We start from the raw sequence: 24300 nt of genomic DNA on the forward strand, positions 1-24300 counted from the left end.
GTCTTTCAGCTTATCACTGAGTTATTCGAACTCATGAGGCCGCAGCCCGAACCAGGATCTGCGTCGTCCGGAATCCCCGACGCCTGTCGTCCAGATTTCCGGAAAGCTGGACGTCCCGTTCGCCGGAATCTCAAAAACCCTTTATAAATCAAAGCGAAAGACTCGCTATCCAGCTGGCATCGACCTTGCAAAGTAGAAGCGCGGCCGCACAGGCCCGACAACTAAAGCATGGAGACAACGATGTCCGATTTCCCCTCCCGGTATTTCTGAATTCGTCGTCTTGTCGCGGCCCGATGCCGTGCACAGGCGATACGTCTATGCGTTCGCATGATGCGCAGCGTGGCAGGCCATTGGCTCATCCACATCGCAGGAATCGTCATGAAGAAATCCTTCCATAAAGTGCTCTATGTCCAGGTGATCGCCGCGATCATCGTCGGCATTGCTCTCGGCCATTTTTCACCCGCTCTCGCTATCGACATGAAGCCGTTCGGCGATGCCTTCATCAAGCTGATCAAGATGGTGATCGGGCCGATCATCTTCTGTACCGTCGTGACCGGCATCGCCGGCATGCAGGATATGAAGAAGGTTGGACGGGTCGGCGGCAAGGCGCTGCTGTACTTCGAAATCGTTTCGTCGTTTGCGCTGGTACTCGGTCTGCTGGCCACGCACCTGCTGAAGCCGGGCGCTGGCTTTAACGTCGATCCTGCGACGCTCGACGGCAAGGAAGTCGCTTCATACGCCGCCAAGGCGCACGGCCAAAGCACCGTCGATTTCCTGATGCACATCATTCCGAACACGATCACGGATGCGTTCGCCCAGGGTGAGATCCTGCAGATCCTGCTGATTGCGATGCTGTTCGGCAGCGTGCTTGCGACGCTCGGCGAGCGTGGCAAGGTGGTCACGGATCTGGTCGAAAGCCTGTCGAGCGTGCTGTTCGGCGTGGTGCGCATCATCACGAAGCTCGCACCGATCGGCGCGTTCGGCGCGATGGCCTTCACCATCGGCAAATACGGTATCGGCTCGCTGCTGCCGATGCTCAAGCTGATCGGCACGTTCTATCTGACCTCGATCGTGTTCGTGGTGGTCGTGCTCGGCGCGATTGCACGGATGGTCGGCTTCAGCGTGCTGCGCTTCGTGGCGTACATCAAGGAAGAAATGCTGATCGTACTCGGCACGAGTTCCTCGGAAGCCGCGTTGCCGCAACTGATGCTGAAGCTTGAAAAGCTCGGTTGCTCGCGCTCGGTGGTGGGCCTGGTGGTGCCGACCGGTTACTCGTTTAATCTCGACGGCACCAACATCTATATGACGATGGCCGTGTTGTTTATCGCCCAGGCGACCAACACCGATCTGACGCTGACGCAGCAACTCACCTTGCTGGCCGTGACCATGCTGACGTCGAAGGGCGCAAGCGGTGTGACGGGCGCCGGCTTCATCACGCTGGCGGCGACGCTTGCCGTGGTGCCGACCATTCCGCTGTCGGGCATGGTGCTGATTCTTGGTATCGACCGCTTCATGAGCGAATGCCGCGCGTTGACGAATATTGTCGGCAATGGCGTGGCCACCGTGGTGGTGTCGGCGTGGGAGAAGGAACTGGATCGCAACAAGCTGCGGGCGGTGTTGCGTGGTGAAGTGGCTGCGATCAAGGAAACGGAAACCGCGGGTGCCTGAACCCGAGCAGCGCGGCGGGCGGAGCGTTGAGGTGATATACCGTCGGCATATGCCACAATAACCGTACCCTACCGACCGGAATCCACTAACGTGACGCGCCGCCTGCTGATCCTCTTCGCGCTCGTCGCCGGGCTCGTGGCAGCGTGCGGGCTCACGTGGAGCATCACGTGGCGGGGAGGCATCGACACTTTGCGACGCAACGCTGCCGTGCGCGTCGACCGCACGACCAACGCACTCAAGAGCACGCTTGAGCGCTACGAATCACTCCCTTATCTGCTGGCCGAGCATCCGTTCGTGCAGGACGTGCTCGTGAGTCCAACCGCGCCCAACGTCGAGCGTGCCAATCGCTACCTCGAAGATCTCAACGTCCACGCCCGGGCCACGGCAACCTACATCATCCAGACGGACGGGTTGTGTGTCGCGGCTAGCAACTGGCACGAGCCCGATAGCTTTGTCGGCGCGGGGTATCAGTTCCGGCCGTATTTCGTGGATGCGGTGAAGGGTGGCGTAGGCCGCTTCTTCGGCATCGGCACGATTTCGCACGATCCGGGCTACTACATCTCGCAGCCGGTGCGGCGGGACGGCAAGATCGTCGGCGTGGCGGTCGTCAAACTCAATCTGGAATGGTTCCAGGGTGTGGATGCCGCGGAGCCGCTGATCGTCACTGACGATCACGGGGTGATTTTCCTGTCGTCGGTGCCGGCGTGGAAATATCACACGGTGCGGCCGTTGTCGGGCGCGGTGGCCGATTCGATCTATCAGACGCGCCAGTACGCGCAGCAGGAGATTCCGCCGTTGCCGGTGACAATCGAACGCACGCTCGAAGGCGATGCGCAGATCGTGCGTGTGGGTGGCGGGCGGTATGCGCCGCGCTATCTTGCCTCGCGGCGTGCAATAGGCGAGCCCGACTGGCAATTGATCACCATGGCGAGCGTCGCCCCGGTCGATGCCGATGCGCGCAACGCTGCCATCGTCACGGGCTTCGGTTACATCACGCTGTGCCTGCTCGCGTTCTACTGGAGAATGCGGCGCGCCCGTGTGCGCGAGATGATGCGCAGCCGCGAGTTGTTGCAATGCGCCTATGCGGACTTGAATCAGCGGGTAGCGGAGCGAACGGCGGACCTGTCGCAGGCGAACGACCAGTTGAAGAAGGAAGTGAGCGAGCGCACGCGCGCCGAACAGGAGTTGCGCGCAGCGCACGATGAGCTGATCCAGGCGAGCAAGCTGGCTGCGCTCGGTCAGATGGCGGCGGGCATTACGCATGAGTTGAATCAGCCGCTTGCTGCATTGCGAGGGTTCTCGGACAACACACGAGTGCTGCTCGAGCGCGGCGATCAGGCCTCGGCGCGCGAGAATCTCGAAGCGATCGCGGCGCTCACCGAGCGCATGGGCAAGATCACCAATCAGTTGAAACTATTTGTGGGACGGGCACGGCCGCGTAGTGCGCGGGCGCCGCTCGCGCGGGCGCTGCGCAATGTGCTGACGCTGCTGCAAAAGCGTCTGCAGGGCGTGGACGTGACTTTGACGGTGGTCGAGAACGAGGCGGGCGCGCAGACCCAGACGCGGACCCGCTTCGATCCGTCCGACGAGCATCCGGAACTCATCGCAAACTGTGATGACCTGCGGCTTGAGCAGGTGTTGATCAATCTGCTTGGGAATGCATTGGATGCTGCGGGGGATCTGGGGGAAAGTAATCTCGCGGCCGGGCGTCCGTCGCTCACCGCAACGCTCCCTCGCATCGAGATCGAAATCGAAGCTGCCGCGGCGACGTTATCGATCTCGGTCCACGATAACGGCCCCGGCATTCCGGATGACGTCCTGCCGCGCCTCTTCGAGCCGTTCTTTACGACAAAGGAAATGGGCCAGGGATTGGGACTCGGCCTCGCGATTTCTTCGTCAATTGCGCGTGACGCCGGCGGTTCGCTCGTGGCCCGCAATGCGCCGGACGGCGGCGCGCTGTTCGTGCTGACGCTACGCCGGGCGCGTGTGCAGGCAACCGATCCGCTCATTGCGGGGTCCTGAATTCAGACGGCTTCAGATGCGCCTGGACGCTTTTAGGTGGTGAGGACAATGGTCAACAATAGTTTGCCCGTGCTGTATATCGAGGACGACGAACTGGTGCGTCGCGCGAGCGTGCAAAGCCTGCAGCTCGCCGGGTTCGACGTCATTGGACATGCGTCGGTCGAATCAGCGGCGCGTTCGATCAACGCGGATTTTCCGGGCGTGATCGTGAGCGATATCCGCTTGCCCGGCGCGAGCGGTCTCGATCTGCTCGCGCAATGCCATGAGCGTGCGCCCGAAGTGCCGGTGATTCTCGTCACCGGTCACGGCGATATCTCCATGGCCGTCCAGGCAATGCGCGACGGCGCCTACGATTTCATCGAGAAGCCATTTGCCTCCGAGCGTCTGATCGAGACGGTGCGGCGCGCGCTGGAACGCCGCACGCTGGTGCTGGAGAATCACGCGCTACGCCGTGAGCTGGCGGGGCAGAACGCGGTGGCGCCGCGCATCATCGGCCGTAGTCCGGTGATCGAACAGGTGCGGCGGCTGATCGCGAATGTGGCGCCGACCGACGCGTCGGTGCTGATCAACGGCGATACCGGTGCGGGCAAGGAACTGATCGCGCGCAGCCTGCACGAACTGTCGCCACGGCGTGACAAGCCGTTTCTCGCGGTCAATTGCGGTGCTCTGCCGGAACCGATGTTCGAGTCGGAGATGTTCGGCTATGAGCCCGGCGCTTTTACCGGCGCGGCCAAGCGGCGCATCGGCAAACTCGAGCACGCTTCGGGCGGCACGCTGTTTCTCGACGAGATCGAGAGCATGCCGTTGGGGTTGCAGGTCAAATTGCTGCGGGTCTTGCAGGACGGTGTGCTCGAGCGGCTCGGCTCGAACCAGCCGATCCGCGTGAATTGCCGCATCGTCGCGGCTGCCAAAGGCGATATGACCGAGCACGTCGCTGCCGGCACGTTCCGGCGCGACCTGCTGTATCGCCTGAATGTCGTGACGATCGCGCTGCCGCCGCTCGCCGAGCGTCGCGAGGACATCGTGCCGCTTTTCGAGCATTTCCTGCTCGACGCCGCGGTGCGTTATCAGCGCCCTGCACCGATTCTGACGGATCGTCAGCGCGCGGGTCTGATGCAGCGCGACTGGCCAGGCAACGTGCGGGAGTTGCGCAATGCGGCTGACCGGCTTGTGCTCGGAGTGGCGGAAGATCCGGTAGCGGCGTCGGTCGATGCGGCGGAGGATTCGCAGTCGCTCAAGGAGCGCGTCGAGCAGTTCGAGCGGGCGGTGATTGCGCAGGCGCTGGAGCAGACCGGCGGCGCAGTGGCGGTGGCGGCGGACCGCTTGCAGTTGGGCAAGGCGACGCTTTACGAGAAGATCAAGCGGTATGGGCTGGCGGTGAAAGGTGACGGCGAGCGGTGAAGTCCCGGATCGCATAGGACCCAACGAGTGCGCCCCAAAAGCAACGCGCCGGTAGCGACAACTCGCTACCGGCGCGTTTTGTATCTGGTGCTTTCGTGCTTTGCTGCTTCAGGCCGCGTTCAGCGCCTTTTCGAGCAGTTGGTCCAGCTCGGCGAACTGCGGCTCGCCCACATAGCGCTTGAGAATCGTACCGTCCTTGGCGACCAGGAAGGTTGTCGGCGTCAACTGGATGTTGCCGAACTGCTTGGCCGCTGAGCCGTCGTCCATCGCGACCTTGAACGGCAGGCGGCGGGTCTGGCTGTAGTTGACCACGTACATCGGCGCGTCGTAGTTCATTGCGACGGCGACGAATTCGAGTCCCTTGCCCTTGAAGCGGTTATACGTGTCGACCATCTTCGGCATTTCCTGGACACAGGTGTCGCAGTTGGTCGCCCAGAAGTTGATCAGATAGACCTTGCCCTTCAGGTCGGCCGTCGAGACTTTCTGGCCCGACAACAGCGTGAAAGTCGCATCCGGCACGTGCTGCTGGCCGTTGAAGGCGAAATAGCCGGCAATCGCGATCGCACCCGCGACAGCCGCCATCGCGATGTAGCGGATCGGGCTGGTGCGCTTCGATGCGGAAGGAGACGGGGTAGGGCTCATGAACGGGACCTCGAGATTCGCGCAGCGTGCGCGGAACGTAGCCACGGTATTGTAGCGCCAATCCCGCGAGGCGGCAGGGCGCTGTCGACACCCTGCCGGGGGTGCTTCTATCGGCGGATAATGGGGTTTTAAGCTTCGAGCCTTCCTGACAGCTTCGTCATGTTCCTATCCGCTTTCTGCCTGCCATTCCTGCGTCTTTTTTCCACCTTCCCCTTGAGCTTCGTTGTCCGGCTGCGTCACCTCTCTTCCGGCTTACCGACGACGGCGGCAACGCGCGCCATCCTGCGCATGAGTCTTTGCGTGGTCGCCGCGGGCGGCTTGCTGGCCGGCTGTTCGCCGACCTACGACTGGCGCACGGTCATGAATAACGACAACGGTTATACCGTCGACCTGCCGGCCAAGCCGGGCAGCGATACGCGGCAGATCGACGTGGCCGGGACTTCGATGAAAATGGCCATGCAGACCGCCGAGGCCGGGCCGGCCGTATTCGCGGTCGGCACGCTGATGCTGCCTTCGGACGACCCGCAGGTGCAGCGCACGGCGCTCGACTTCCTGCGCGACGGACTGGCCCGCAATGTCGGCACCGCGCCGGCCGCGCACGCGGTGCAGATTCCGATGGCCGCCGGTGGTCAGGTGCCGGGCCTCGAGATGACGCTGAGCGGCAAGGCTGGCGAACAAAAGGAGACTCGCACGATCTATGCGCGCTTCGTTGCCCATGGCCGGCATGTCTACCAGGCGGCGATTATCGCCAGTCAGCCGTTGCCGCAGGAGCAGGTCGACCAGTTTTTTCGATCGTTCCAGCTTTATTGAAGACGCCATTTAGCTGCTTCGCGCGGCGTGCAAGGGTGTCGTAGATCGATGCACACAGTGAAAGTTCCTTCGCAGGTTATGACGCTAATAGCCGGATTTTATGGGGATTTTTCCATCACCTGCCGCGCCTGTGGATAACTTTGTGGAGAACTTGGCGGGAGCGGGCCGGGATGCCCGTCCCACGGGCGTCCGGTCACTTTTCCCTGCTTCGGGGACAACCAAAAAACCCAATAAAATCAACGGCCTCTCCAAAGCGCATCAAGTCTACCTTTCAATTGCCTGCGAATTTTCCAGAAATACTTTCGTGTGCATAAGTCAAGTCTTGACAGCGATTTTTTTGCTCTATCCAGCGGCGAATGCACGACGATATTGGACGGCTTCTGCAATTTGAGCGCCACTCGGCGCGTCGGCACCGGCCAGATCTGCAATCGTGCGGGCCACCTTCAGCACGCGGTAATAGGCGCGTGCCGACCAGCCGAAACGATCGCCCGCTTCGCGCAGCAGCGCTTCGCCGGCTGCGTCCGGCCGACAGACCTCGTCGACTTCGCGGCCGCTCAGTTCGCGGTTGGTTTTGCCCTGACGGGCCAGTTGCCGGGCGCGAGCTTCGCCTACCCGCGCGGCAATGGCTACGCTTGGCTCGTTGGTGTTGCTCGCGCGCGCGGAGAGTTCAGCCGGCGTGAGCGCGGGTAACTCGATCTGGATGTCGATGCGGTCCAGCAACGGCCCCGAAAGTTTGCGCAAATAGCGCGCGGCGATTTCCGGCGTGCAGCGGCAGCGTCCGTTCGGATCGCCGCGCCAGCCGCACGGACAGGGATTCATCGCGGCGATCAGCTGGCAGGCTGCCGGGAAATCGGCCTGCAATGCCGCCCTCGAAATGGTGATGCGTCCGGCTTCGAGCGGTTCGCGTAACGTCTCCAGCACGTGGCGGTCGAATTCCGGAATTTCGTCGAGAAACAGCACACCGAGATGCGCCAGCGTGATTTCACCTGGCTGCGGCGGATTGCGCCCGCCCACCAGCGCCGCTGCGCTCGACGAGTGATGCGGCGCCCGGAACGGCCGCTGCCGCCATTGCGCCGGTGAAAAACCCGACATGCTCGCGGACAGCAGCGCTGCAGAGGTGAGCGCTTCGTCGTCGGTCATCGGCGGCAACAGGCTCGGCAGGCGTGCCGCCAGCATCGACTTGCCGGCCCCCGGCGGCCCGACCATCAGGACATGATGACCACCCGCCGCGGCGACTTCGAGCGCCCGGCGCGCGGCGCGCTGGCCGATCACGTCGGCCATATCGGCGGGCGGCACGACGGGGGCCGTGTCGAGTGCAGGTGCGGCGACTGGCGTGAGCCGGCTGTCCGGGACCCCTGCCAGATGCGCGCATAGCGAGGGCAGATCGGCGGCGCCGTAGACGTTGACGCCCGGCACCAGGGCGGCCTCCGCAGCGCTTGCCGCCGGCAGATAGAGTTCGGCCGCCACCTGCTGCGCGTTGCTTCGCGCGGTTCCACATGCCATCGCAAAGGCCCCGCGCATGGGACGCAGTGCGCCTGTCAGCGACAGCTCGCCTGCGAATTCCCGATGCATCAGCGATTCCGCCGGAATCTGCCCACTCGCGGCGAGGATACCCAGTGCAATAGGTAAGTCGAAGCGGCCAGATTCCTTCGGCAGGTCGGCTGGCGCGAGATTGACGGTGATACGGCGCACGGGAAAGTCGAAGTCGCAATTCTGCAGCGCGGCGCGCACGCGCTCGCGGCTTTCGCGTACTTCGAGATCGGGAAGGCCGACGATCGAAAAAGAGGGTAATCCGTTGGCGAGGTGAACCTCGACCGTTACTTCAGGCGCGCGGCCAGCGGCCGGCGCGCGACTGCGCACCACGGCAAGCGACATGTTTTCTCCCGTCAGACGGCGCGCCGGTAGCGCGCACGACTCTCTAAAACGCTGATGACGTCACGGCTCGCTTGCCAGTGATGTGCAATTCAGACTTCGCGCAACCTCAGGACGTGTGCGTCACCGGCAGCTTCTGTTCGATCTCGGCCACGCGCCGCTCCAGTTCCTCGAGGCGGGCGCGCGTACGCACCAGCACCTGGGTTTGCGTATCGAATTCTTCGCGCGTTACCAGATCGAGCTTTGAGAAGCCCTGCGACAGCATGGCCTTGACGTTGCGTTCGACATCCTTCGCGGGCGAGTTCTTGAGCAGATCGCTGATGCGAGCCTGGAAATCGTTAAAGACGTCGTTCGGTTGTTTCATGGTGTTCCCCTTAAATGCACAAAAAGTGTGCATGTGTCATTACGTCTGTGCCCCGGATCGGCGGATGAGCGTTTTTGGTGCATGACCGACCGGTCGGTACGGTTCCATGTGCGCCTTTGGTGCGCGTATTCGTGTCCGTGGCCTGCGAACACTCTAGCAACGATCCAGACGGCGCGCCACCGTCCCCCGCCAACGTTGGCCATCCGGCCAGGGGGAGCGCGGGGCCGCTACCGGCACCGGTTCCAGCGAGTGTGACACTCACATGGCATGCGAGTTGCTGTTACTGCCCGGCGCGCACTGCCGGGTGGTTTTACCGGCACTGCATCGATCCGGTTCGAGTACCAGCCGCGTATCGACGCAACAGTTCAGGGGAAACCAGGTTTCGCAAACGGGTTACGCAACTACAGCGAGGATTTCATGAAACTGATTACCGCAATCATCAAGCCGTTCAAGCTCGATGAGGCGCGCGAGGCCTTGTCGGCAATCGGCGTCTCCGGAATCACGGTGACAGAAGTGAAGGGCTTTGGGCGTCAGAAAGGCCACACCGAGCTGTACCGGGGCGCAGAGTACGTCGTCGATTTCCTGCCGAAGGTGAAGATCGAGGCCGCGGTCTCGGACGACATCGTCGATCAGGCGATCGAAGCGCTCGAGCGTGCCGCACGCACAGGCAAGATCGGCGACGGCAAGATTTTTGTCACGCCGATCGAGCAAGTGATTCGGATTCGCACCGGGGAGACCGGGGCGGACGCCCTGTAAATAGAACGATAGCGACTCGCTACAAGAGGAAAATTAAGATGCGCAAACTATTGATGTCCATGCTGATGGCCGGTTCGCTGCTCGCGGGCGGTATCGGCGCCGCCCTCGCGGACGACGCTTCAGCACCCGCAGCCGCCTCGGCGCCTGCCGCCGATACGACGGCCAGCGCGCCGGCCGCCACAGCATCGGCACCGGCAGCGGACGCCTCCGCACCGGCCACCGCGGCTGCTGCACCTGACGCGTCGGCAGCCGCTGCCGCAGCCGCCCCGGCTGCTCCGACCGCGCCGTTCTCGGTCGACTCGTCGAAGATCAACTCCGGCGACACCGCCTGGATGCTGACCTCCACCGCGCTCGTGCTGTTCATGACGATCCCGGGCCTGGCACTGTTCTACGGCGGCATGGTCCGCAAGAAGAACGTGCTCGCAACGCTGATGCAAAGCTTCGCGATCACCTGCGTCGTGACGATCGTCTGGGTGGTGCTGGGCTACAGCCTGGCGTTCACGCCTGGCGGCATGTTCATCGGCGGCTTCTCGCGCGTCTTCATGGCCGGGATGAACTATATCCACGGCGACAAGGCGACCACGCTGACGGTAAGCCACCTGGCTCCTACGATCCCGGAAACGGTCTACTGCGTGTATCAGATGACCTTCGCGATCATCACGCCGGCCCTGATCACGGGTGCGTTTGCTGACCGTATGAAGTTCTCGGCGATGCTGGTGTTCATGACGCTGTGGTCGATCATCGTCTACTCGCCGATCGCTCACATGGTCTGGGAACCGACCGGCTGGCTGGCTACGGCAGGCATCCTCGACTTCGCGGGCGGCACGGTGGTGCACATCAACGCCGGTATCGCCGGTCTGGTTTGCTGCCTGGTGCTCGGCAAGCGTGTCGGCTACGGCAAGGAAGTCATGGCTCCGCACAATCTCACGCTGACGCTGATCGGTGGCGCGATGCTGTGGGTGGGCTGGTTCGGTTTCAACGCAGGTTCCGCAGTGGCAGCAGACGGCCGTGCCGGCTTCGCGATGTTCGCAACGCAGGTTGCAACGGCAGCCGCAGCACTCGCATGGATGTTTGCTGAGTGGATCGCCAAGGGCAAACCGTCGGTACTCGGCATCGTGTCGGGCGCGGTTGCAGGTCTGGTGGCGATTACGCCGGCTTCGGGCTTCGTCGGCATCGGCGGTTCGCTGGTGATCGGCATTGCTGCTGGCGTGATCTGCTTCTGGTCGGCTACGTGGCTCAAGGGCAAGCTCGGTTATGACGACTCGCTCGACTGCTTCGGCGTGCACTGCGTTGGCGGTATCGTCGGTGCACTGCTGACCGGCGTGTTCGCGGTCAAGGACATCGGCGGCGCGGACGGCAGCGTGATCCTGCAGGCCAAGGGCGTGTTGACGACCCTGATCTACAGCGGCGTGGTGAGCTTCGTCCTGCTGAAGGTGATCGATCTGGTGATGGGTATCCGCGTGACGGAAGAAGAGGAACGCGAAGGCCTGGACGTGAGCCTGCACGGCGAGCACGTCGAATAAGGTTTCAAGGATTTCAAAGCTTTACGATTCACGATCACGAATCAAGCGCAGCGACTTTGGCCCGCCTTCTGGCGGGCCTTTTCTTTGGCGCCGGTTGCGGTGCTATTGCTGGACTATTCGCGGATGAATCGCGGTAGACTGCATCCGAGGAGCAGTTTTCGCCGCCTATCGCGCTCATAGCGAGAATGCATCCGTCCCTGCTTGCGAATGGAGAAACCGTCCCCAAATGGACGAAGCATTTGCTCTACAATCTTTTTTCTCCAGTCTGCGAGTGATCAATGGTTCCGCACCTAGTTACGGCGTTAAACGGCCCGCTGCTCGATCTCGAGCGGAAGATCCTCGACGCTACACCCGCCATCGAACGCTGGTTCCGCCTGGAATGGCAGGAACACACGCCGCCGTTCTATTGCTCGGTCGATCTGCGTAACGCAGGTTTCAAGCTCGCCCCTGTCGACACCAATCTGTTTCCCGGCGCGTTCAACAACCTGCCGCAGGAAGTGTTGCCGCTCGCTGTGCAGGCGGCCATGGCTTCGATCGAAAAGATCTGTCCGGACGCGAAGAACCTGCTGGTCATTCCGGAGCGCCACACGCGCAATGCGTTTTATCTGGAGAATGTCGCCCGTCTGGCGACCATCATGCGGCAAGCCGGGCTCAACGTCCGGTTCGGTACCCTCGACGAGAGCGTCGACGGGCCGGTCACCATTGCGTTGTCGGACGGTCAGAAGATCGTCCTTGAGCCGCTCGAGCGCTCGGCACGCCGGCTTGGCCTGAAGAATTTCGATCCGTGTTCGATTCTTCTGAACAACGATCTTTCCGGCGGCATTCCGCCGGTCCTTGAAAACCTGCACGAGCAGTATCTGCTGCCTCCGTTGCATGCCGCGTGGGCGGTGCGTCGCAAGTCGACCCATTTCTCCTGCTATGACGACGTCGCCAAGAAGTTCGCGAAGATGGTCGAGATCGACCCGTGGATGATCAATCCGTACTTCGCGCACGTAGAAGGCGTCGATTTCCAGGAGCGTACTGGCGAAGAGGCGCTGGCCGATGCGATCGACGGCGTGCTGAAGAAGATCGCCAAGAAATATCGCGAGTACGGCATCTCCGAGAAGCCGTATGTGGTCATCAAGTCGGATGCGGGCACTTACGGCATGGGCGTGATGACCGTGCACGACGCCTCGGAAGTCGCCGCGCTCACCAAGCGCGAGCGCGCCAAGATGGCAACCACCAAGGACGGTCTCGAAGTGCACGACGTGATCGTGCAGGAAGGCGTCTATACGTTCGAGCGGATCGGTGAGGAAGTCGCCGAGCCGGTCGTGTACATGATCGACCGGTATGTGGTGGGCGGCTTCTATCGCGTGCACGGCAGCCGCGAGCGCGATCAGAATCTGAATGCGCCCGGTATGCACTTCGTGCCGCTCGGCTTCGAGCATACGGCTTTGCCGGACGCTCATGCGAAGCCCGGTGTGGCACCACCGAACCGTTTTTATATGTACGGTGTGGTGGCGCGGCTTGGCTTGCTGGCCGCCTCGGTGGAACTGGAAAAGACCGATCCGGAAGCGATCCAGGTCTGATTCGCGGCCAAGGTCTCGCTTCACACCTGGTTGCTGTGGCGTCGAGGTTACGCCTCGTTACGCCACACCGGACCGACGGGCGGCGCGCTTCATGCCGCCGCCCTTTGTTTAACGCATAATGCCAAGCCCATCAGTGCGCATCAGGACTTCCATGGACATTCTCTTTATCGCCGACCCGCTGGATCACTTCAAGATCTACAAGGATTCGACCTACGCGATGATGGCCGAGGCGGCCCGGCGCGGTCACACGCTCTACACCTGCGAGCCGAAGCATCTCGCATGGACCGGTGCAGACGTCGAGGCGAATGCGCGGCGCTTTGCGATTGTCGGCGACGAGTCCGATGGTCATCGCGAGACCTGGTATGCCGCCGATGCCGCTGCCCCGCGCTCGCTGAAAAGCTTTGCCGCCGTGGTGATGCGCAAAGATCCGCCGTTCGACATGGAATACGTGACGTCCACGTGGCTGCTGGAGCTTGCAGAACGCAGCGGCGCCCGCATCTTCAATAAGCCGCAGGCGATTCGGGATCATTCGGAAAAGCTCGCGATCGGCGAATTCCCGCAGTTCGTTGCGCCAACGCTCGTGACGCGCGACGCCACAAGATTGCGCGCGTTTCACGCGGAGCATGGCGATGTGATCCTGAAGCCGCTCGACGGCATGGGCGGCATGGGCGTGTTTCGCGTGAAAGCGGATGGCATGAACCTCGGTTCGATCATCGAGATGCTGAGCCACGACGGCGCGCGTTCGGTGATGGCGCAGAAATTCATCCCCGAGATCAAGGACGGCGACAAGCGCATTCTGCTGATCGGCGGCCAGCCGGTGCCGTATTCGCTCGCGCGCATTCCTCAGGGCAATGAGGTGCGCGGCAATCTTGCCGCGGGTGGGCTCGGCGTGGCGCAACCGCTGACCGAGCACGATCGCAAGATTGCGGAGACGCTGGCGCCGGTGCTCGCGGAGCGCGGTCTGCTGCTGGTGGGCCTCGACGCAATCGGTGATTGGCTCACCGAAGTGAACGTGACGAGCCCGACGTGCTTTCGCGAAATCATGGATCAGACCGGTTTCGACGTCGCCGGAATGTTCATCGACGCGTTGGAGCGGGCGGTCGGATAAGGCAGTCGCCCTGACGGGTTGCCCAGGTGGTCTGTCAGGGCGGCGTCGAGCGAACAAGTGGCGGAAGCGCGAAAATGAGCCTGTTACAATGCCCGCTCTTTAGCGGCGGCCCGCGTCGGTTAGGATCGCCGGCAGGCGCGCCGCTCGAAACCTCAGATTTCGCGCGGGCATGAAGCGCTCGTTCGCTGCGGGGCCGTCTCGGCCTGGCAGGTAGGCAGCGCGGAACGCGGATCCGACCCTCAGACCATCGGCCGGTCGAGGGCGTGACGACCGGGTTAAAACCCGGGCCACGGTTCAGGGCCGTTTTTTGCAGCAAGGCTGACATGGCAGGCATTCTGATCATTGCGCACGCCCCTCTCGCAACGGCGCTCAGGGACTGTATCGCACACGTTTACGGGGGCTTACCGGCCCGCATCGGCGTCATCGACGTCTCACCGGACTGCGATCCTGTGGAGGTCGTGGCATTCGCGCACTCCGAGATCGATCGGCTCAGGGAAGAGAACGGCGCCCTGGTGTTGACCGATATGTTCGGCGCGACGCCTTCCAATATCGCCGCGCGGCTCGCGTCGCTGCCCGATGTGCGCGTACTGGCCGGCGTGAATCTGCCGATGCTGCTACGCGCGGTCTGCTATCGCGCGACGCCGCTCGACACGCTGGTCGACAAGGCGCTGGCCGGGGCGACCAAGGGCGTCCAGGCGGTCGCGCCGGGCACGCCCGCGCCAGTGTGCGCACCGCCTGTGATGGGCGATTGCGTGCCTGCCATGCTGCCGGAGAGCGATCTCACCCACAAGCAGGGCACGACGAGCCTGTAACGGTTTCGGTTTCATCTTTCATAAACATCATTACCCGCGCTTCGGACCATTACATGCTGCAACAGGAAACGACTATCGTGAACAAGCTGGGGCTGCACGCGCGCGCGTCGGCCAAACTGACGCAACTCGCGGGTAACTTCCAGGCGGAAATCTGGATGAGCCGCAACGGGCGGCGCATCAACGCGAAAAGCATCATGGGAGTGATGATGCTGGCCGCGGGCATCGGCAGCACGGTGCTGATCGAAACCGAAGGCTCAGACGAAAAGGAAGCGATGGACGCACTACTGAAACTGATCGCTGATAAATTCGGCGAAGGTCAGTAACGCGGCGCGTTTACAGATTATTTGGGTCGTCACGCCGCGGTTTTCCGCGGCGTTTTTTTTAACGCGTCACAATCGACGCGGTAACACAGCGTGTTGCGCTGCACACTGACCAGGCAGGCGCCAGTAAGCTGCGGAATTTATAATGACGTGCAAGGTCTGAGAGCATTGCAGCGGTCTACCGCGGCATCACACAACTAGAGGAGGTGCGCGTGTCGTTCACGCTGCATGGAATTCCCGTGTCACGCGGTATCGCCATCGGGCGGGCTTATCTGATCGCCCCGGCTGCACTCGACGTCGACCACTATTTAGTCGAGCCCGCCCAGATCGAAGGCGAGGTCGAGCGTTTCCGCTCGGCCCAGCAACTCGTTCATCAGGAGCTCGATATATTGCGCAACGATCTCGCGGCGGATGCGCCGAGCGAGATGGGCGCGTTTATCAACGTTCATTCAATGATCCTGAACGATGCGATGCTCGTCCAGGAAACCATCGATCTGATCCGCACGCGCCGCTATAACGTCGAATGGGCGCTCACCGAGCAGCTGGAGCGCCTGTCACGCCACTTCGACGACATCGAAGACGAATACCTGCGCGAGCGGAAAGCCGATATCCAGCAGGTAGTCGAACGCGTGCTGAAGGCGCTGGCTGGGGCAACGGCTGCGAGTCTGGTCGACAACGTGCACGGCACATGCGACGAAATGATCGTGGTTGCGCATGACATTGCGCCGGCCGACATGATGCAGTTCAAAACGCAAACGTTTCAGGGCTTCGTGACGGATCTGGGCGGCCGTACCTCGCATACGGCGATTGTTGCGCGCAGCCTCGGCATTCCGGCTGCGGTCGGCGTGCAGCACGCCAGCGCGCTGATCCGTCAGGACGATCTGATCATCGTCGACGGCGATCATGGCATCGTGATCGTCGATCCCGCGCCGATCGTGCTCGAGGAGTATTCGTACCGGCAAAGCGAGAAGGCGCTCGAGCAGCGCAAGCTGCAGCGTCTGAAGTTCTCTCCCACGCAGACGCTCTGCGGCACGCGCATCGAACTGTGTGCGAACATCGAACTGCCCGACGATGCGAAAGCGGCGGTGGATGCGGGTGCAATGGGCATCGGCCTGTTCCGCACCGAGTTCCTGTTCATGAATCACAAGGACAAGCTGCCGGCCGAAGAGGAGCAGTTTGCCGCCTATCGCCGCGCGGTGGAACTGATGAACGGGCTGCCGGTGACGATCCGCACGATCGACGTGGGGGCCGACAAGCCGCTCGATTCGATGAGCGGTGGCGATGGCTATGAAACCGCCGCCAACCCGGCGCTGGGGCTGCGTGCGATCCGCTGGAGCCTGTCCGAGCCACAGATGTTCCTCACGCAGTTGCGCGCCATCCTGCGAGCGTCGGTGTTCGGCACGGTGAAGATCCTGATTCCGATGCTTGCGCATGCGCAGGAGATCGACCAGACGCTCGATCTGATTCGCGAGGCCAAACGTCAGCTCGACGACGCGGGTCTTGCCTACGATCCGAACGTGCAGGTCGGCGCGATGATCGAGATTCCTGCCGCGGCGATCGCGTTGCCACTGTTTTTGAAGCGGCTCGATTTTCTGTCGATCGGCACGAACGATCTGATCCAGTACACGCTGGCGATCGACCGCGCGGACAACGCGGTGGCGCATCTGTATGACCCGCTGCATCCGGCCGTGCTGCATCTGATCGCCTTCACGCTGCGCGAAGCGAAGCGCGCGGGTGTGCCGGTGTCGGTGTGCGGCGAGATGGCAGGCGATCCGGCGCTGACGCGTCTATTGCTCGGTATGGGCCTCACCGAGTTTTCGATGCATCCGAGCCAGTTGCTGGTCGTGAAGCAGGAGATCCTGCGCTCGCACGTGAAGAGTCTGGAGAAGCCGGTAGCGGATGTGCTGGCTTCGTTCGAGCCGGAAGAGGTGCAGGCTGCCTTGAAGCGGGTCGCGGCGGTGTGAGCTTGGTTCCTCGCCGCGTGCGCAGGCGTGCACTTCGCGCTTGCACGCGCGGGGAAGCGCTGATCGATTGAGCTTAACTCTACGATGGACGATGCGCGTGGCCGCAGACCGGGCAATCCGGCTGGCGCGCGATGCGCATCGTGTTCCACTCCATTCGCAGCGAATCGAGCATCATCAGGCGGCCGACGAGCGGTGTGCCGATTCCCGCAATCAAACGCAATGCTTCGGCGGCCTGCATCGCGCCGATGATCCCCACCGTCGGCGCAAATACGCCCATGGTCGAACAGGCCACTTCTTCGAACGGCTGGTCCTCCGGGAACACGCACGCATAGCAGGGCGAGGCGGCGTCGCGGAAGTCGAACGTGCTGATCTGCCCATCGAAGCGCAGTGCAGCGCCCGACACGAGCGGCACCCGGTGCGCAAAGCACGCGCGATTGATGGCGTGGCGCGTCGCGAAGTTATCGGTGCAATCGAGCACAACCGTCGCGTGCGGTACCGCTGCGTCGAGCCACGCATCGTCGACGCGTTGCGCGACTGCATCCACTATCACATCAGGATTGAGTTGGGCGAGCGCGTCGCGCCCGGACTCGACCTTGCTGCGACCTACCGAAGCCGTCACGTGCAGAATCTGGCGCTGCAGGTTGGTGAGATCGACGGTATCGGCATCGACAAGCGTCAGCTTGCCCACGCCCGCTGCGGCCAGATACATCGCCGCTGGCGAGCCCAGCCCTCCCGCGCCGATAACGATCGCATGTGCATCGAGAAAGTGCTGTTGCGCCTCGATACCGAGTTCGTCGACAAGAATATGGCGGGAATAGCGGAGAAGTTGATCGTCGTTCATGGCGGGCGCCGAGGTGTGTCGCGCGGAGGCGGCAAACACGCCAGCCGCATTCGAGGTCAGGCGTTGCCTGCTGCGCGAGCATTCGTTCTGTTGATTCTAATCGCGCTGGAGAAAAGGGTCTTCGCAACGTGTCGCGCTGCGAAGACCCTTAGATGAAACTTGCTGCTTAGTTGGCTTGCGATGCCGGAGCCGGCGCGGAAGCCGGCGTGCTCGCCGATGCACCCATGCCTGGAACCGGAGTGGTCGGCTTGACCGCCACCGGCGCCGAAGCGGATTGCTCCGGCTTGTTCTGCGCGAGACGGCGTTCGGAGAGCGACTTCGATTCCTGTACCGGCTTGCCTTCCAGCTTGTTCAGGCCTTGTTGCAGCATGAAGTCGTCGGCCGAACCGAACTCGACCGGCTTGCGGTCGCGGTCCTTCTGGCGTTGTTCCGGCGTCTTCTTGTCGTTCTGCTCTTCAAGCGCGCGCAACTGGTCCATGCGATCCTGCTCGCGTTGTTCCTGTTCCTTCTTCTCGTCCGGATCCTGAGTGTTTGCCAGGTGGTTCGAATAGTCCACTTCGCGCGTCACGAGTGCGTCGTCCGGATCGCCGTCCGCGTACTGGTCAACCGCAACGTCCGGGCGGATACCCTTGTTCTGGATCGAACGGCCGCTCGGCGTGTAGTAGTACGCCGTGGTCAGGCGCAGCGCGGTGTCGGCGGTCATCGGACGCACCGTTTGCACCGAACCCTTGCCGAAGGTCGTCTTGCCGACGATCAGCGCACGATGCTGATCCTGCAGCGCACCGGCAACGATTTCCGATGCCGACGCCGAGTAGGCGTTGGTCAGCACGATCATCGGCACGGTCTTGAAGATCGGCGCTTCGTCCTTCAGCGGGTCGCTGTCAAACGACGGCAGACGGTAGTTATCGTAGGTATCGCGGTAGACCTGCTTCGAATCCGGGATCTGCCCGTTGGTCGAGACCACCACCGAATCCGGCGGCAGGAAGGCGCCAGCCACGCCGACCGCGCTTTGCAGCAGACCGCCGCCGTTGTTGCGCAGGTCGAGCACGAGGCCCTTCAGGTTCGGCTGCTGGCGTGCGATTTCCTGCAGCTTTTCGGCCAGGTCAGGCGTGGTGCGTTCCTGGAAGCTGGTGATGCGGATGTACGCATAACCCGGCGCCAGGATCTTCATCTTCACGCTCTGCACCTTGATGATGGCGCGCGTGACCGTGAGCGGGAACGTGCGGTCATCGGTCTTGCGGAAGATCGTGAGCGTAACCTTGGTGCCCGGATCGCCGCGCATCTGCTTGACGGCCTGGTCGAGCGTCATGCCGCGCACCGGCTTGTCGTTGATACGCGTGATCAGGTCGCCCGGACGGATACCGGCGCGAAACGCCGGGGTGTCTTCGATCGGCGAGATCACCTTGATCAGGCCGTCTTCCGCCGAAATTTCAATGCCGAGGCCCGCGAAGCGGCCCTTGGTCTGTTCCTGCAGTTCTTCGTAATCGGTCTTGTCGAGATACGACGAGTGCGGGTCGAGGCTCGACACCATGCCCTTGATAGCGGCCGTGAGGAGCTTCTTGTCATCGACCGGTTCTACATATTCGTGCTTGATCTGTCCGAAAACTTCGGCAAACAGCCGCAGCTGATCGAGCGGCAGCGGCGCGACGGCGCTGCTGGCGGGTTGCTGGGCCGAGGCGGAAAGTTGCAATGTTGCAAAAACGCCGGTAGCAAGGCCCGCGGCAATCAGGCCGATATTTTTCAGGTTCTTTCGCATAGAGTCTGTTGCGGTCGGAAGCGCGTGGCAGCGTCAAAGAGATGGGGACGGACAAGTATAACTGCACACACCCGCCCAGGCAGTGCACAGCGATAGTAATCGCAATTCGACAGCGCAAGGCGCGCCGGGTTCTGGGGATTTACGCTGGGGAGCAGAGAAATGTGCGGTAACGGGTGAACGGTGATGTCCTGGATCGGCAGTGTACCTTGCGCTGCGTACACCGGCCGGTTCGGGCGAGTGTACACAGCGTGTTTCCTGCAGCGTTGTATTGCGCTTTATGCAGCCAATGCCCAGGGCAAATCGGGAGGTCAGGAGGTCCGTGTGAGGCCAATGAGGCCTACGCGACAGGAAGCCGTTGAGGAGCCCAAACGAGCGGCGCAAACGGCGCCGCTCGCGGGGTTCAGCCCGCCTTGCCTTGCTTCGCGACAGCCGCCGCGGCCTTGGCAATCGCTTCCTGGTCGCCCAGATAGTAGTGCTTGATGGGCTTCAGGTTTTCGTCCAGCTCATACACGAGCGGCACTCCGTTCGGGATGTTCAGGCCGACGATGTCATTGTCCGAAATGTTGTCGAGATACTTCACGAGCGCCCGGATCGAGTTGCCATGCGCGGCGATCAGCACCTTGCGGCCCGATTTGATGGCCGGCGCGATCGATTCGTTCCAGATCGGCATCACGCGGGCCACGGTGTCCTTCAGACACTCGGTCAGCGGCAACTCTTCGCGCGGTACCTTGGCGTAGCGCGGGTCGTTATACGCGGTGCGCTCGTCGGACGGGTCGAGTGCCGGCGGCGGCGTGTCGTAGCTGCGGCGCCAGATCAGCACCTGCTCGTCGCCGAACCTGGCGGCGGTCTCCGCCTTGTTCAGACCCGACAGCGCGCCGTAGTGCCGTTCGTTCAGACGCCACGAATGGACTACCGGCAGGTACATCAGATCCATCTGGTCCTGCACGTGCCAAAGGGTGCGGACCGCGCGCTTGAGGACGGACGTGTAGGCGATATCGAACGTGTAGCCCGATTCCTTCAGCAGCACGCCAGCCTGCTGCGCTTCACGATTGCCTTGCTCGGTCAGGTCGACATCGACCCAGCCTGTGAAGCGGTTTTCCTTGTTCCACGTCGATTCGCCGTGGCGGATGAGAACGAGTTTGTACATAAGATGGCCGGTCGGTAGTAAGGAAGCGGTAAAGCGCGGCGCACGCGGCCCGAATGGGCCGTCGCCATCGCGTCAGGCGGTTATTTTATAATGGTCGGATTGCCCCTTTCTGATTTTTCCGATTTCTCTCTTTTTCGGCGGATTTTCCGTGAAGTTTTTCACCGATTACACAAACCTTGTACTCATCGCGATCGTCCTCATCTCCGGTGGGTTGCTCCTGTGGCCGACCATCAGCCGCCGGGGTCGCGGCGGCCTGACCGCAGCCGCTGCCACCCAGCTGATCAACCGCCGCAACGCCGTAGTCATCGACCTGCGGCCGTCGGCGGAGTTCGCGAACGGTCATTTGCCCGCAGCGCGGCATCTTGAGTTTGCCGAGTTGCAGGCGAAGGTTGGCCAGCTCGTGAAGAACAAGAGCAACCCGGTACTGCTAGTCTGTCAAAACGGCCAGCAGTCGAATAAGGCGGTACGCGTCGTGCAGGACGCGGGCTACGCCGAAGTCCATGTGCTCGAAGGCGGCCTGAACGCCTGGCAGCAGGCCGGCATGCCGGTTGTGAAACAAGGAGCAGCGAAGTGAACAAGGTAATCATGTACAGCACCCAGGTGTGCCCGTATTGCCAGATGGCCGAACGTCTTTTAAAGTCGCGCGGCGTCGAGATTGTCGAAAAGGTGCTGATCGACAAGGACCCGGCCCGGCGTGAAGAGATGATGAGCCGCACAGGCCGTCGTACGGTGCCTCAGGTGTTCATCGGCGAGACGCACGTGGGCGGCTATGATGACCTTTCCGCGCTCGATCGCGCGGGCGGCTTGATGCCGCTGCTCGAAGCTGCCTGAGCGCGGGTTGATTCCAGCGGGTTAATTCCGGCTTCACGCGGGATTGATGCCGGGTTCACGCGCCGAACTGGCAAAACAGCACCAGAACAAGCCGTTGTGTCGGCGCCCGGGTTGGGCGGCGCGCAACGCACCGACCCGGCGCTCCATGGCAGCATGGCGCGCCGCAAATGACCATATTCAGGGAATATCCAATCATGTCCGACGAGAATAACCAGCCGTTCTTCAACATCCAGCGCATCTACCTGAAGGACATGTCGCTCGAGCAGCCGAATTCGCCGGCCATCTTCCTCGAACAGGAAATGCCGTCGGTCGAAGTCGAAGTGGACGTAAAGGCCGAGCGCCTCGCCGATACCGTGTTCGAAATCCTCGTCACCGGCACCGTGACGGCCAAGGTGTCGGACAAGGTCGCGTTCCTGATCGAAGCCAAGCAGGCTGGCATTTTCGATATCCGCAACATTCCGGCTGAGCAGATCGATCCGCTGGTCGGCATTGCTTGCCCGACGATCCTGTTCCCGTACCTGCGTTCGAACATCGCCGACGCGATTACCCGCGCCGGTTTCCCGCCGATCCACCTCGCCGAAATCAACTTCCAGGCCCTGTACGAGCAACGTCTCGCGCAGCTCGGCACGCAAGAAGGCGCGGCGCAGAACGGCGTCACGCACTAAGTGTTGCGCGCAGTGCCGGGTATGAAAGTCGCCGTTCTCGGCGCTGGTGCATGGGGCACCGCTCTCGCGGGCCATCTGGCGGTGCGGCACGATACGGTGCTGTGGGCGCGTGAGCCGGCGCTGGTCGCCGAGCTTGCTGCAACCCAGGAAAACGCCCGCTATCTGGCGGGCGTTGCTTTGCCGGCCGGGCTTCGATATGAGGCCGATCTGGAAGCGGCACTGAGCCACGCGTTGGCTGACGACGCGTTGTGCGTCGTCGCGACGCCGGTGGCCGGTTTGCGCGGTCTGTTTCAGGCCATGCGTGCTGCCGGCAAGGTGCCGGCTCACGTGGTCTGGTTGTGCAAGGGTTTCGAGGCCGATACGCAGTTGCTGCCGCATCAGGTCGTCGCAGCTGAGCTGGCCGGTCACAGCAGCAATGGTGTTTTGTCCGGGCCCAGCTTTGCGCGTGAAGTGGGGCAGGGCTTGCCGGTCGCATTGACTATCGCGAGCGCATCGGCTGCCTGTCGCGAGCGAACCGTGGCGGCGTTTCATCATGGCGCCATGCGTATCTACACGGGGGACGACCTCGTGGGCGTGGAAGTGGGCGGTGCGGTGAAAAACGTGCTGGCGATTGCTACGGGGATCGCCGATGGCCTCGGTCTTGGCCTTAATGCTCGGGCTGCGCTGATCACGCGCGGTCTGGCCGAAATGTCGCGCCTGGGCGTGACGCTCGGTGGCCGGGCCGAAACGTTCACCGGTCTCACGGGTCTCGGCGATCTGATTCTGACGGCCACCGGCGATCTGTCGCGCAACCGCACGGTCGGCGTGCAACTGGCTGCGGGACGCACCCTTGACGATATCCTCGGCGCACTCGGTCACGTGGCCGAGGGCGTGCGCTGTGCGCAAGCTGTGCTGGCGATTGCGCGGGCTCATTCGATCGACATGCCGATTACCGAGGCTGTCTGCGCGGTGCTGTTCGATGGTGTCGCTCCGCGCGATGCCGTAAGCGCGCTGCTGCGGCGGGACGCCAAAGCCGAGTAGGTCGGCGCGGCGGTCACGGTCACGCTTTGACCGGCGTAACGGCTTACGTAGCAAGCACATCCGTCTCAACAACGGTTCAGCCTTCTGCGGATCGGCGATCCGGGCCCTTTCAGGCCCAATAGCCCGTTCCGGATCGCGCTGAACCGTTGTCCTCTCTTCGCTGTCAACGTCTTATCGGCGTTTCGAATGGCGAGGTTCTCCATGCTCCTATCCGGTCAATGTTCGCTCGAAGCGCGCGTCGTCGATATCACGACGCTGACCGTCGACGCGATCGTCAATGCGGCTAATACGTCATTGCTGGGCGGCGGGGGCGTCGACGGTGCGATTCATCGCGCAGCGGGGCGTGCGCTGTTGCGCGAATGCGAGATGCTGGGTGGTTGTGCCACCGGCGACGCGAAAATCACCGCCGGCTATCAGTTGCCCGCCAGGCATGTGATTCACGCGGTCGGTCCAGTCTGGCACGGCGGCGGCCGAGGCGAGGCCGAACGACTGGCGTCGTGTTACCGGCGCTCGCTTGAACTCGCCAGCGAGGCGCAGTGCGCAAGCATCGCGTTTCCAGCGATTAGTTGCGGTATCTACCGTTTTCCGGCGGACGAGGCGGTAAGCATTGCGGTGGGTGCGGTGCTCGAGACCTTGCCGCGCGTGCCGGGAATCGAACGTGTGCTGTTTGCGTGTTTCGACGATGCGATGTTCGCCCGCTATCAAACCGAACTGGCCAGGCGGGCAACGCTGTTGCGTCAGGCGCCGCCTTCGAAGCCGGCTTGACGCCACGCTTCGAATACCACCACGGCCACGGTATTCGACAGGTTCAGACTGCGATTGCCCGGCCGCATCGGCAGACGCACACGCTGTTCGGCGGCGAACTGTTCGAGCACGCCGTCCGGCAGGCCACGCGTTTCCGCACCGAACACGAACCAGTCGCCGGGCAGGAACGCATGCGCGTGAAACGCGCCCGAACCGCGCGTCGTGAACGCGAACATCCGCGCCGGGTCTGGTGTTTCGCTGGCGATGAACGCTGCCCAGTTGGCATGCACATGCATCTGCGCGTACTCGTGATAGTCGAGCCCGGCGCGCTTCATTTTGGCGTCGTCGAGTGGAAATCCGAGCGGTTCGATCAGGTGCAGACGAGCACCGGTATTTGCGCACAGACGGATGACGTTACCGGTATTCGGTGGAATTTCGGGTTCGACGAGGACGACGTTGAACATGA

General features: G+C 62.5%; 23 protein-coding genes. 16 read left to right on the forward strand and 7 right to left on the reverse strand.

Annotation, left to right across the window (positions count from 1 at the left end; all coding sequences use genetic code 11):
• The first annotated feature begins 378 nt into the window (after positions 1 to 378).
• The 3 genes from BUS06_RS04860 to BUS06_RS04870 all read left to right on the forward strand — a co-directional run bounded on the left by BUS06_RS04860 (position 379) and on the right by BUS06_RS04870 (position 5091).
• Entirely contained in the window at positions 379 to 1668 is a 1290-nt protein-coding gene (locus BUS06_RS04860) for a dicarboxylate/amino acid:cation symporter (RefSeq protein WP_074265917.1), read from the forward strand.
• Between the two features lie 90 nt (positions 1669 to 1758).
• Positions 1759 to 3690, forward strand: a complete 1932-nt coding sequence (locus BUS06_RS04865) for a sensor histidine kinase (RefSeq protein WP_143787460.1) — start codon at positions 1759 to 1761, stop codon at positions 3688 to 3690.
• 48 nt (positions 3691 to 3738) lie between these two features.
• Complete coding sequence (locus BUS06_RS04870; RefSeq protein WP_074263239.1) at positions 3739 to 5091, forward strand: sigma-54-dependent transcriptional regulator; 1353 nt, start codon at positions 3739 to 3741, stop codon at positions 5089 to 5091.
• A 108-nt stretch (positions 5092 to 5199) separates the two neighbouring features.
• On the opposite strand, the gene BUS06_RS04875 is transcribed toward BUS06_RS04870, so the two are convergent.
• Positions 5200 to 5733: a peroxiredoxin family protein gene (locus tag BUS06_RS04875; RefSeq protein WP_074263240.1), complete on the reverse strand. Its 534-nt coding sequence runs from the start codon at positions 5731 to 5733 to the stop codon at positions 5200 to 5202.
• A gap of 159 nt (positions 5734 to 5892) precedes the next feature.
• Between BUS06_RS04875 and BUS06_RS04880 the strand changes: the two genes are divergently transcribed.
• On the forward strand, positions 5893 to 6543 hold the full coding sequence (locus tag BUS06_RS04880) for a hypothetical protein (RefSeq protein ID WP_074263241.1): 651 nt from the start codon (positions 5893 to 5895) through the stop codon (positions 6541 to 6543).
• A gap of 342 nt (positions 6544 to 6885) precedes the next feature.
• Here the strand turns inward: BUS06_RS04880 and BUS06_RS04885 are convergent, their stop codons facing one another.
• Entirely contained in the window at positions 6886 to 8418 is a 1533-nt protein-coding gene (locus BUS06_RS04885) for a YifB family Mg chelatase-like AAA ATPase (protein ID WP_074263242.1), read from the reverse strand.
• Positions 8419 to 8524: 106 nt separating this feature from the next.
• Positions 8525 to 8779 carry an accessory factor UbiK family protein gene (locus BUS06_RS04890; protein WP_074263243.1) on the reverse strand — a complete coding sequence of 85 codons (255 nt, stop codon included), beginning with the start codon at positions 8777 to 8779 and terminating at the stop codon, positions 8525 to 8527.
• A gap of 417 nt (positions 8780 to 9196) precedes the next feature.
• On the opposite strand from BUS06_RS04890, the gene BUS06_RS04895 reads away from it, so the two are divergent.
• From BUS06_RS04895 to ptsP, 7 genes are all read left to right on the forward strand, one after another.
• Positions 9197 to 9535: a P-II family nitrogen regulator gene (locus BUS06_RS04895; protein ID WP_006048089.1), complete on the forward strand. Its 339-nt coding sequence runs from the start codon at positions 9197 to 9199 to the stop codon at positions 9533 to 9535.
• A gap of 38 nt (positions 9536 to 9573) precedes the next feature.
• Positions 9574 to 11058 (forward strand): ammonium transporter, encoded by a 1485-nt coding sequence (locus tag BUS06_RS04900; RefSeq protein ID WP_074263244.1) that lies wholly within the window; start codon positions 9574 to 9576, stop codon positions 11056 to 11058.
• 278 nt (positions 11059 to 11336) lie between these two features.
• Positions 11337 to 12626: a glutamate--cysteine ligase gene (gene gshA, locus BUS06_RS04905; RefSeq protein ID WP_074263245.1), complete on the forward strand. Its 1290-nt coding sequence runs from the start codon at positions 11337 to 11339 to the stop codon at positions 12624 to 12626.
• A gap of 151 nt (positions 12627 to 12777) precedes the next feature.
• The gene (gene gshB, locus BUS06_RS04910; protein ID WP_074263246.1) at positions 12778 to 13734 is read left to right on the forward strand and encodes a glutathione synthase; all 957 of its coding nucleotides are present in this window, start codon (positions 12778 to 12780) and stop codon (positions 13732 to 13734) included.
• Positions 13735 to 14057: 323 nt separating this feature from the next.
• A complete protein-coding gene (locus BUS06_RS04915; RefSeq protein ID WP_074263247.1) occupies positions 14058 to 14546 on the forward strand; it encodes a PTS sugar transporter subunit IIA in 489 nt (162 codons plus the stop codon).
• 53 nt (positions 14547 to 14599) lie between these two features.
• Positions 14600 to 14869 (forward strand): HPr family phosphocarrier protein, encoded by a 270-nt coding sequence (locus BUS06_RS04920; RefSeq protein ID WP_074263248.1) that lies wholly within the window; start codon positions 14600 to 14602, stop codon positions 14867 to 14869.
• 209 nt (positions 14870 to 15078) lie between these two features.
• Positions 15079 to 16830, forward strand: coding sequence for a phosphoenolpyruvate--protein phosphotransferase (gene ptsP, locus BUS06_RS04925; protein ID WP_074263249.1), 1752 nt, complete (start codon positions 15079 to 15081; stop codon positions 16828 to 16830).
• Between the two features lie 79 nt (positions 16831 to 16909).
• On the opposite strand, the gene BUS06_RS04930 is transcribed toward ptsP, so the two are convergent.
• The 3 genes from BUS06_RS04930 to gpmA all read right to left on the reverse strand — a co-directional run bounded on the left by BUS06_RS04930 (position 16910) and on the right by gpmA (position 20574).
• The gene (locus tag BUS06_RS04930; RefSeq protein WP_074263250.1) at positions 16910 to 17671 is read right to left on the reverse strand and encodes a HesA/MoeB/ThiF family protein; all 762 of its coding nucleotides are present in this window, start codon (positions 17669 to 17671) and stop codon (positions 16910 to 16912) included.
• Between the two features lie 166 nt (positions 17672 to 17837).
• Positions 17838 to 19427 carry a S41 family peptidase gene (locus tag BUS06_RS04935; protein ID WP_074263251.1) on the reverse strand — a complete coding sequence of 530 codons (1590 nt, stop codon included), beginning with the start codon at positions 19425 to 19427 and terminating at the stop codon, positions 17838 to 17840.
• 400 nt (positions 19428 to 19827) lie between these two features.
• Complete coding sequence (gene gpmA / locus BUS06_RS04940; protein WP_074263252.1) at positions 19828 to 20574, reverse strand: 2,3-diphosphoglycerate-dependent phosphoglycerate mutase; 747 nt, start codon at positions 20572 to 20574, stop codon at positions 19828 to 19830.
• A 148-nt stretch (positions 20575 to 20722) separates the two neighbouring features.
• Here gpmA and BUS06_RS04945 point away from each other — a divergent pair, with 148 nt between their 5' ends.
• From BUS06_RS04945 to BUS06_RS04965, 5 genes are all read left to right on the forward strand, one after another.
• Positions 20723 to 21148: a rhodanese-like domain-containing protein gene (locus BUS06_RS04945; RefSeq protein WP_074263253.1), complete on the forward strand. Its 426-nt coding sequence runs from the start codon at positions 20723 to 20725 to the stop codon at positions 21146 to 21148.
• Entirely contained in the window at positions 21145 to 21405 is a 261-nt protein-coding gene (gene grxC, locus BUS06_RS04950) for a glutaredoxin 3 (RefSeq protein WP_074263254.1), read from the forward strand. The genes BUS06_RS04945 and grxC overlap by 4 nt, the downstream gene beginning before the upstream one ends.
• Before the next feature lie 194 nt (positions 21406 to 21599).
• Positions 21600 to 22070: a protein-export chaperone SecB gene (gene secB, locus BUS06_RS04955; RefSeq protein WP_074263255.1), complete on the forward strand. Its 471-nt coding sequence runs from the start codon at positions 21600 to 21602 to the stop codon at positions 22068 to 22070.
• A 21-nt stretch (positions 22071 to 22091) separates the two neighbouring features.
• Positions 22092 to 23090: an NAD(P)H-dependent glycerol-3-phosphate dehydrogenase gene (locus tag BUS06_RS04960; RefSeq protein WP_074265918.1), complete on the forward strand. Its 999-nt coding sequence runs from the start codon at positions 22092 to 22094 to the stop codon at positions 23088 to 23090.
• Between the two features lie 201 nt (positions 23091 to 23291).
• The gene (locus BUS06_RS04965; protein ID WP_074263256.1) at positions 23292 to 23855 is read left to right on the forward strand and encodes an O-acetyl-ADP-ribose deacetylase; all 564 of its coding nucleotides are present in this window, start codon (positions 23292 to 23294) and stop codon (positions 23853 to 23855) included.
• On the opposite strand, the gene trmL is transcribed toward BUS06_RS04965, so the two are convergent.
• On the reverse strand, positions 23828 to 24298 hold the full coding sequence (gene trmL / locus BUS06_RS04970; protein ID WP_074263257.1) for a tRNA (uridine(34)/cytosine(34)/5-carboxymethylaminomethyluridine(34)-2'-O)-methyltransferase TrmL: 471 nt from the start codon (positions 24296 to 24298) through the stop codon (positions 23828 to 23830). The two genes, BUS06_RS04965 and trmL, sit on opposite strands and share 28 nt — an antisense overlap.
• Positions 24299 to 24300: the final 2 nt, after the last annotated feature.

Origin of the sequence: Paraburkholderia phenazinium, assembly GCF_900141745.1 — a bacterium.
GTDB lineage: Bacteria > Pseudomonadota > Gammaproteobacteria > Burkholderiales > Burkholderiaceae > Paraburkholderia > Paraburkholderia phenazinium_B.

Coding starts and splice junctions, on each gene's coding strand:
- BUS06_RS04900 (WP_074263244.1), top strand. CDS start 9,574: ATGCGCAAACTATTGATGTCCATGCTGATGGCCGGTTCGCTGCTCGCG.
- BUS06_RS04860 (WP_074265917.1), top strand. CDS start 379: ATGAAGAAATCCTTCCATAAAGTGCTCTATGTCCAGGTGATCGCCGCG.
- BUS06_RS04915 (WP_074263247.1), top strand. CDS start 14,058: ATGGCAGGCATTCTGATCATTGCGCACGCCCCTCTCGCAACGGCGCTC.
- BUS06_RS04920 (WP_074263248.1), top strand. CDS start 14,600: ATGCTGCAACAGGAAACGACTATCGTGAACAAGCTGGGGCTGCACGCG.
- BUS06_RS04935 (WP_074263251.1), bottom strand. CDS start 19,427: ATGCGAAAGAACCTGAAAAATATCGGCCTGATTGCCGCGGGCCTTGCT.
- BUS06_RS04885 (WP_074263242.1), bottom strand. CDS start 8,418: ATGTCGCTTGCCGTGGTGCGCAGTCGCGCGCCGGCCGCTGGCCGCGCG.
- gshA (WP_074263245.1), top strand. CDS start 11,337: ATGGTTCCGCACCTAGTTACGGCGTTAAACGGCCCGCTGCTCGATCTC.
- BUS06_RS04875 (WP_074263240.1), bottom strand. CDS start 5,733: ATGAGCCCTACCCCGTCTCCTTCCGCATCGAAGCGCACCAGCCCGATC.
- BUS06_RS04960 (WP_074265918.1), top strand. CDS start 22,092: ATGAAAGTCGCCGTTCTCGGCGCTGGTGCATGGGGCACCGCTCTCGCG.
- BUS06_RS04895 (WP_006048089.1), top strand. CDS start 9,197: ATGAAACTGATTACCGCAATCATCAAGCCGTTCAAGCTCGATGAGGCG.
- secB (WP_074263255.1), top strand. CDS start 21,600: ATGTCCGACGAGAATAACCAGCCGTTCTTCAACATCCAGCGCATCTAC.
- gshB (WP_074263246.1), top strand. CDS start 12,778: ATGGACATTCTCTTTATCGCCGACCCGCTGGATCACTTCAAGATCTAC.
- BUS06_RS04890 (WP_074263243.1), bottom strand. CDS start 8,779: ATGAAACAACCGAACGACGTCTTTAACGATTTCCAGGCTCGCATCAGC.
- BUS06_RS04880 (WP_074263241.1), top strand. CDS start 5,893: ATGTTCCTATCCGCTTTCTGCCTGCCATTCCTGCGTCTTTTTTCCACC.
- gpmA (WP_074263252.1), bottom strand. CDS start 20,574: ATGTACAAACTCGTTCTCATCCGCCACGGCGAATCGACGTGGAACAAG.
- trmL (WP_074263257.1), bottom strand. CDS start 24,298: ATGTTCAACGTCGTCCTCGTCGAACCCGAAATTCCACCGAATACCGGT.
- BUS06_RS04870 (WP_074263239.1), top strand. CDS start 3,739: ATGGTCAACAATAGTTTGCCCGTGCTGTATATCGAGGACGACGAACTG.
- BUS06_RS04930 (WP_074263250.1), bottom strand. CDS start 17,671: ATGAACGACGATCAACTTCTCCGCTATTCCCGCCATATTCTTGTCGAC.
- BUS06_RS04965 (WP_074263256.1), top strand. CDS start 23,292: ATGCTCCTATCCGGTCAATGTTCGCTCGAAGCGCGCGTCGTCGATATC.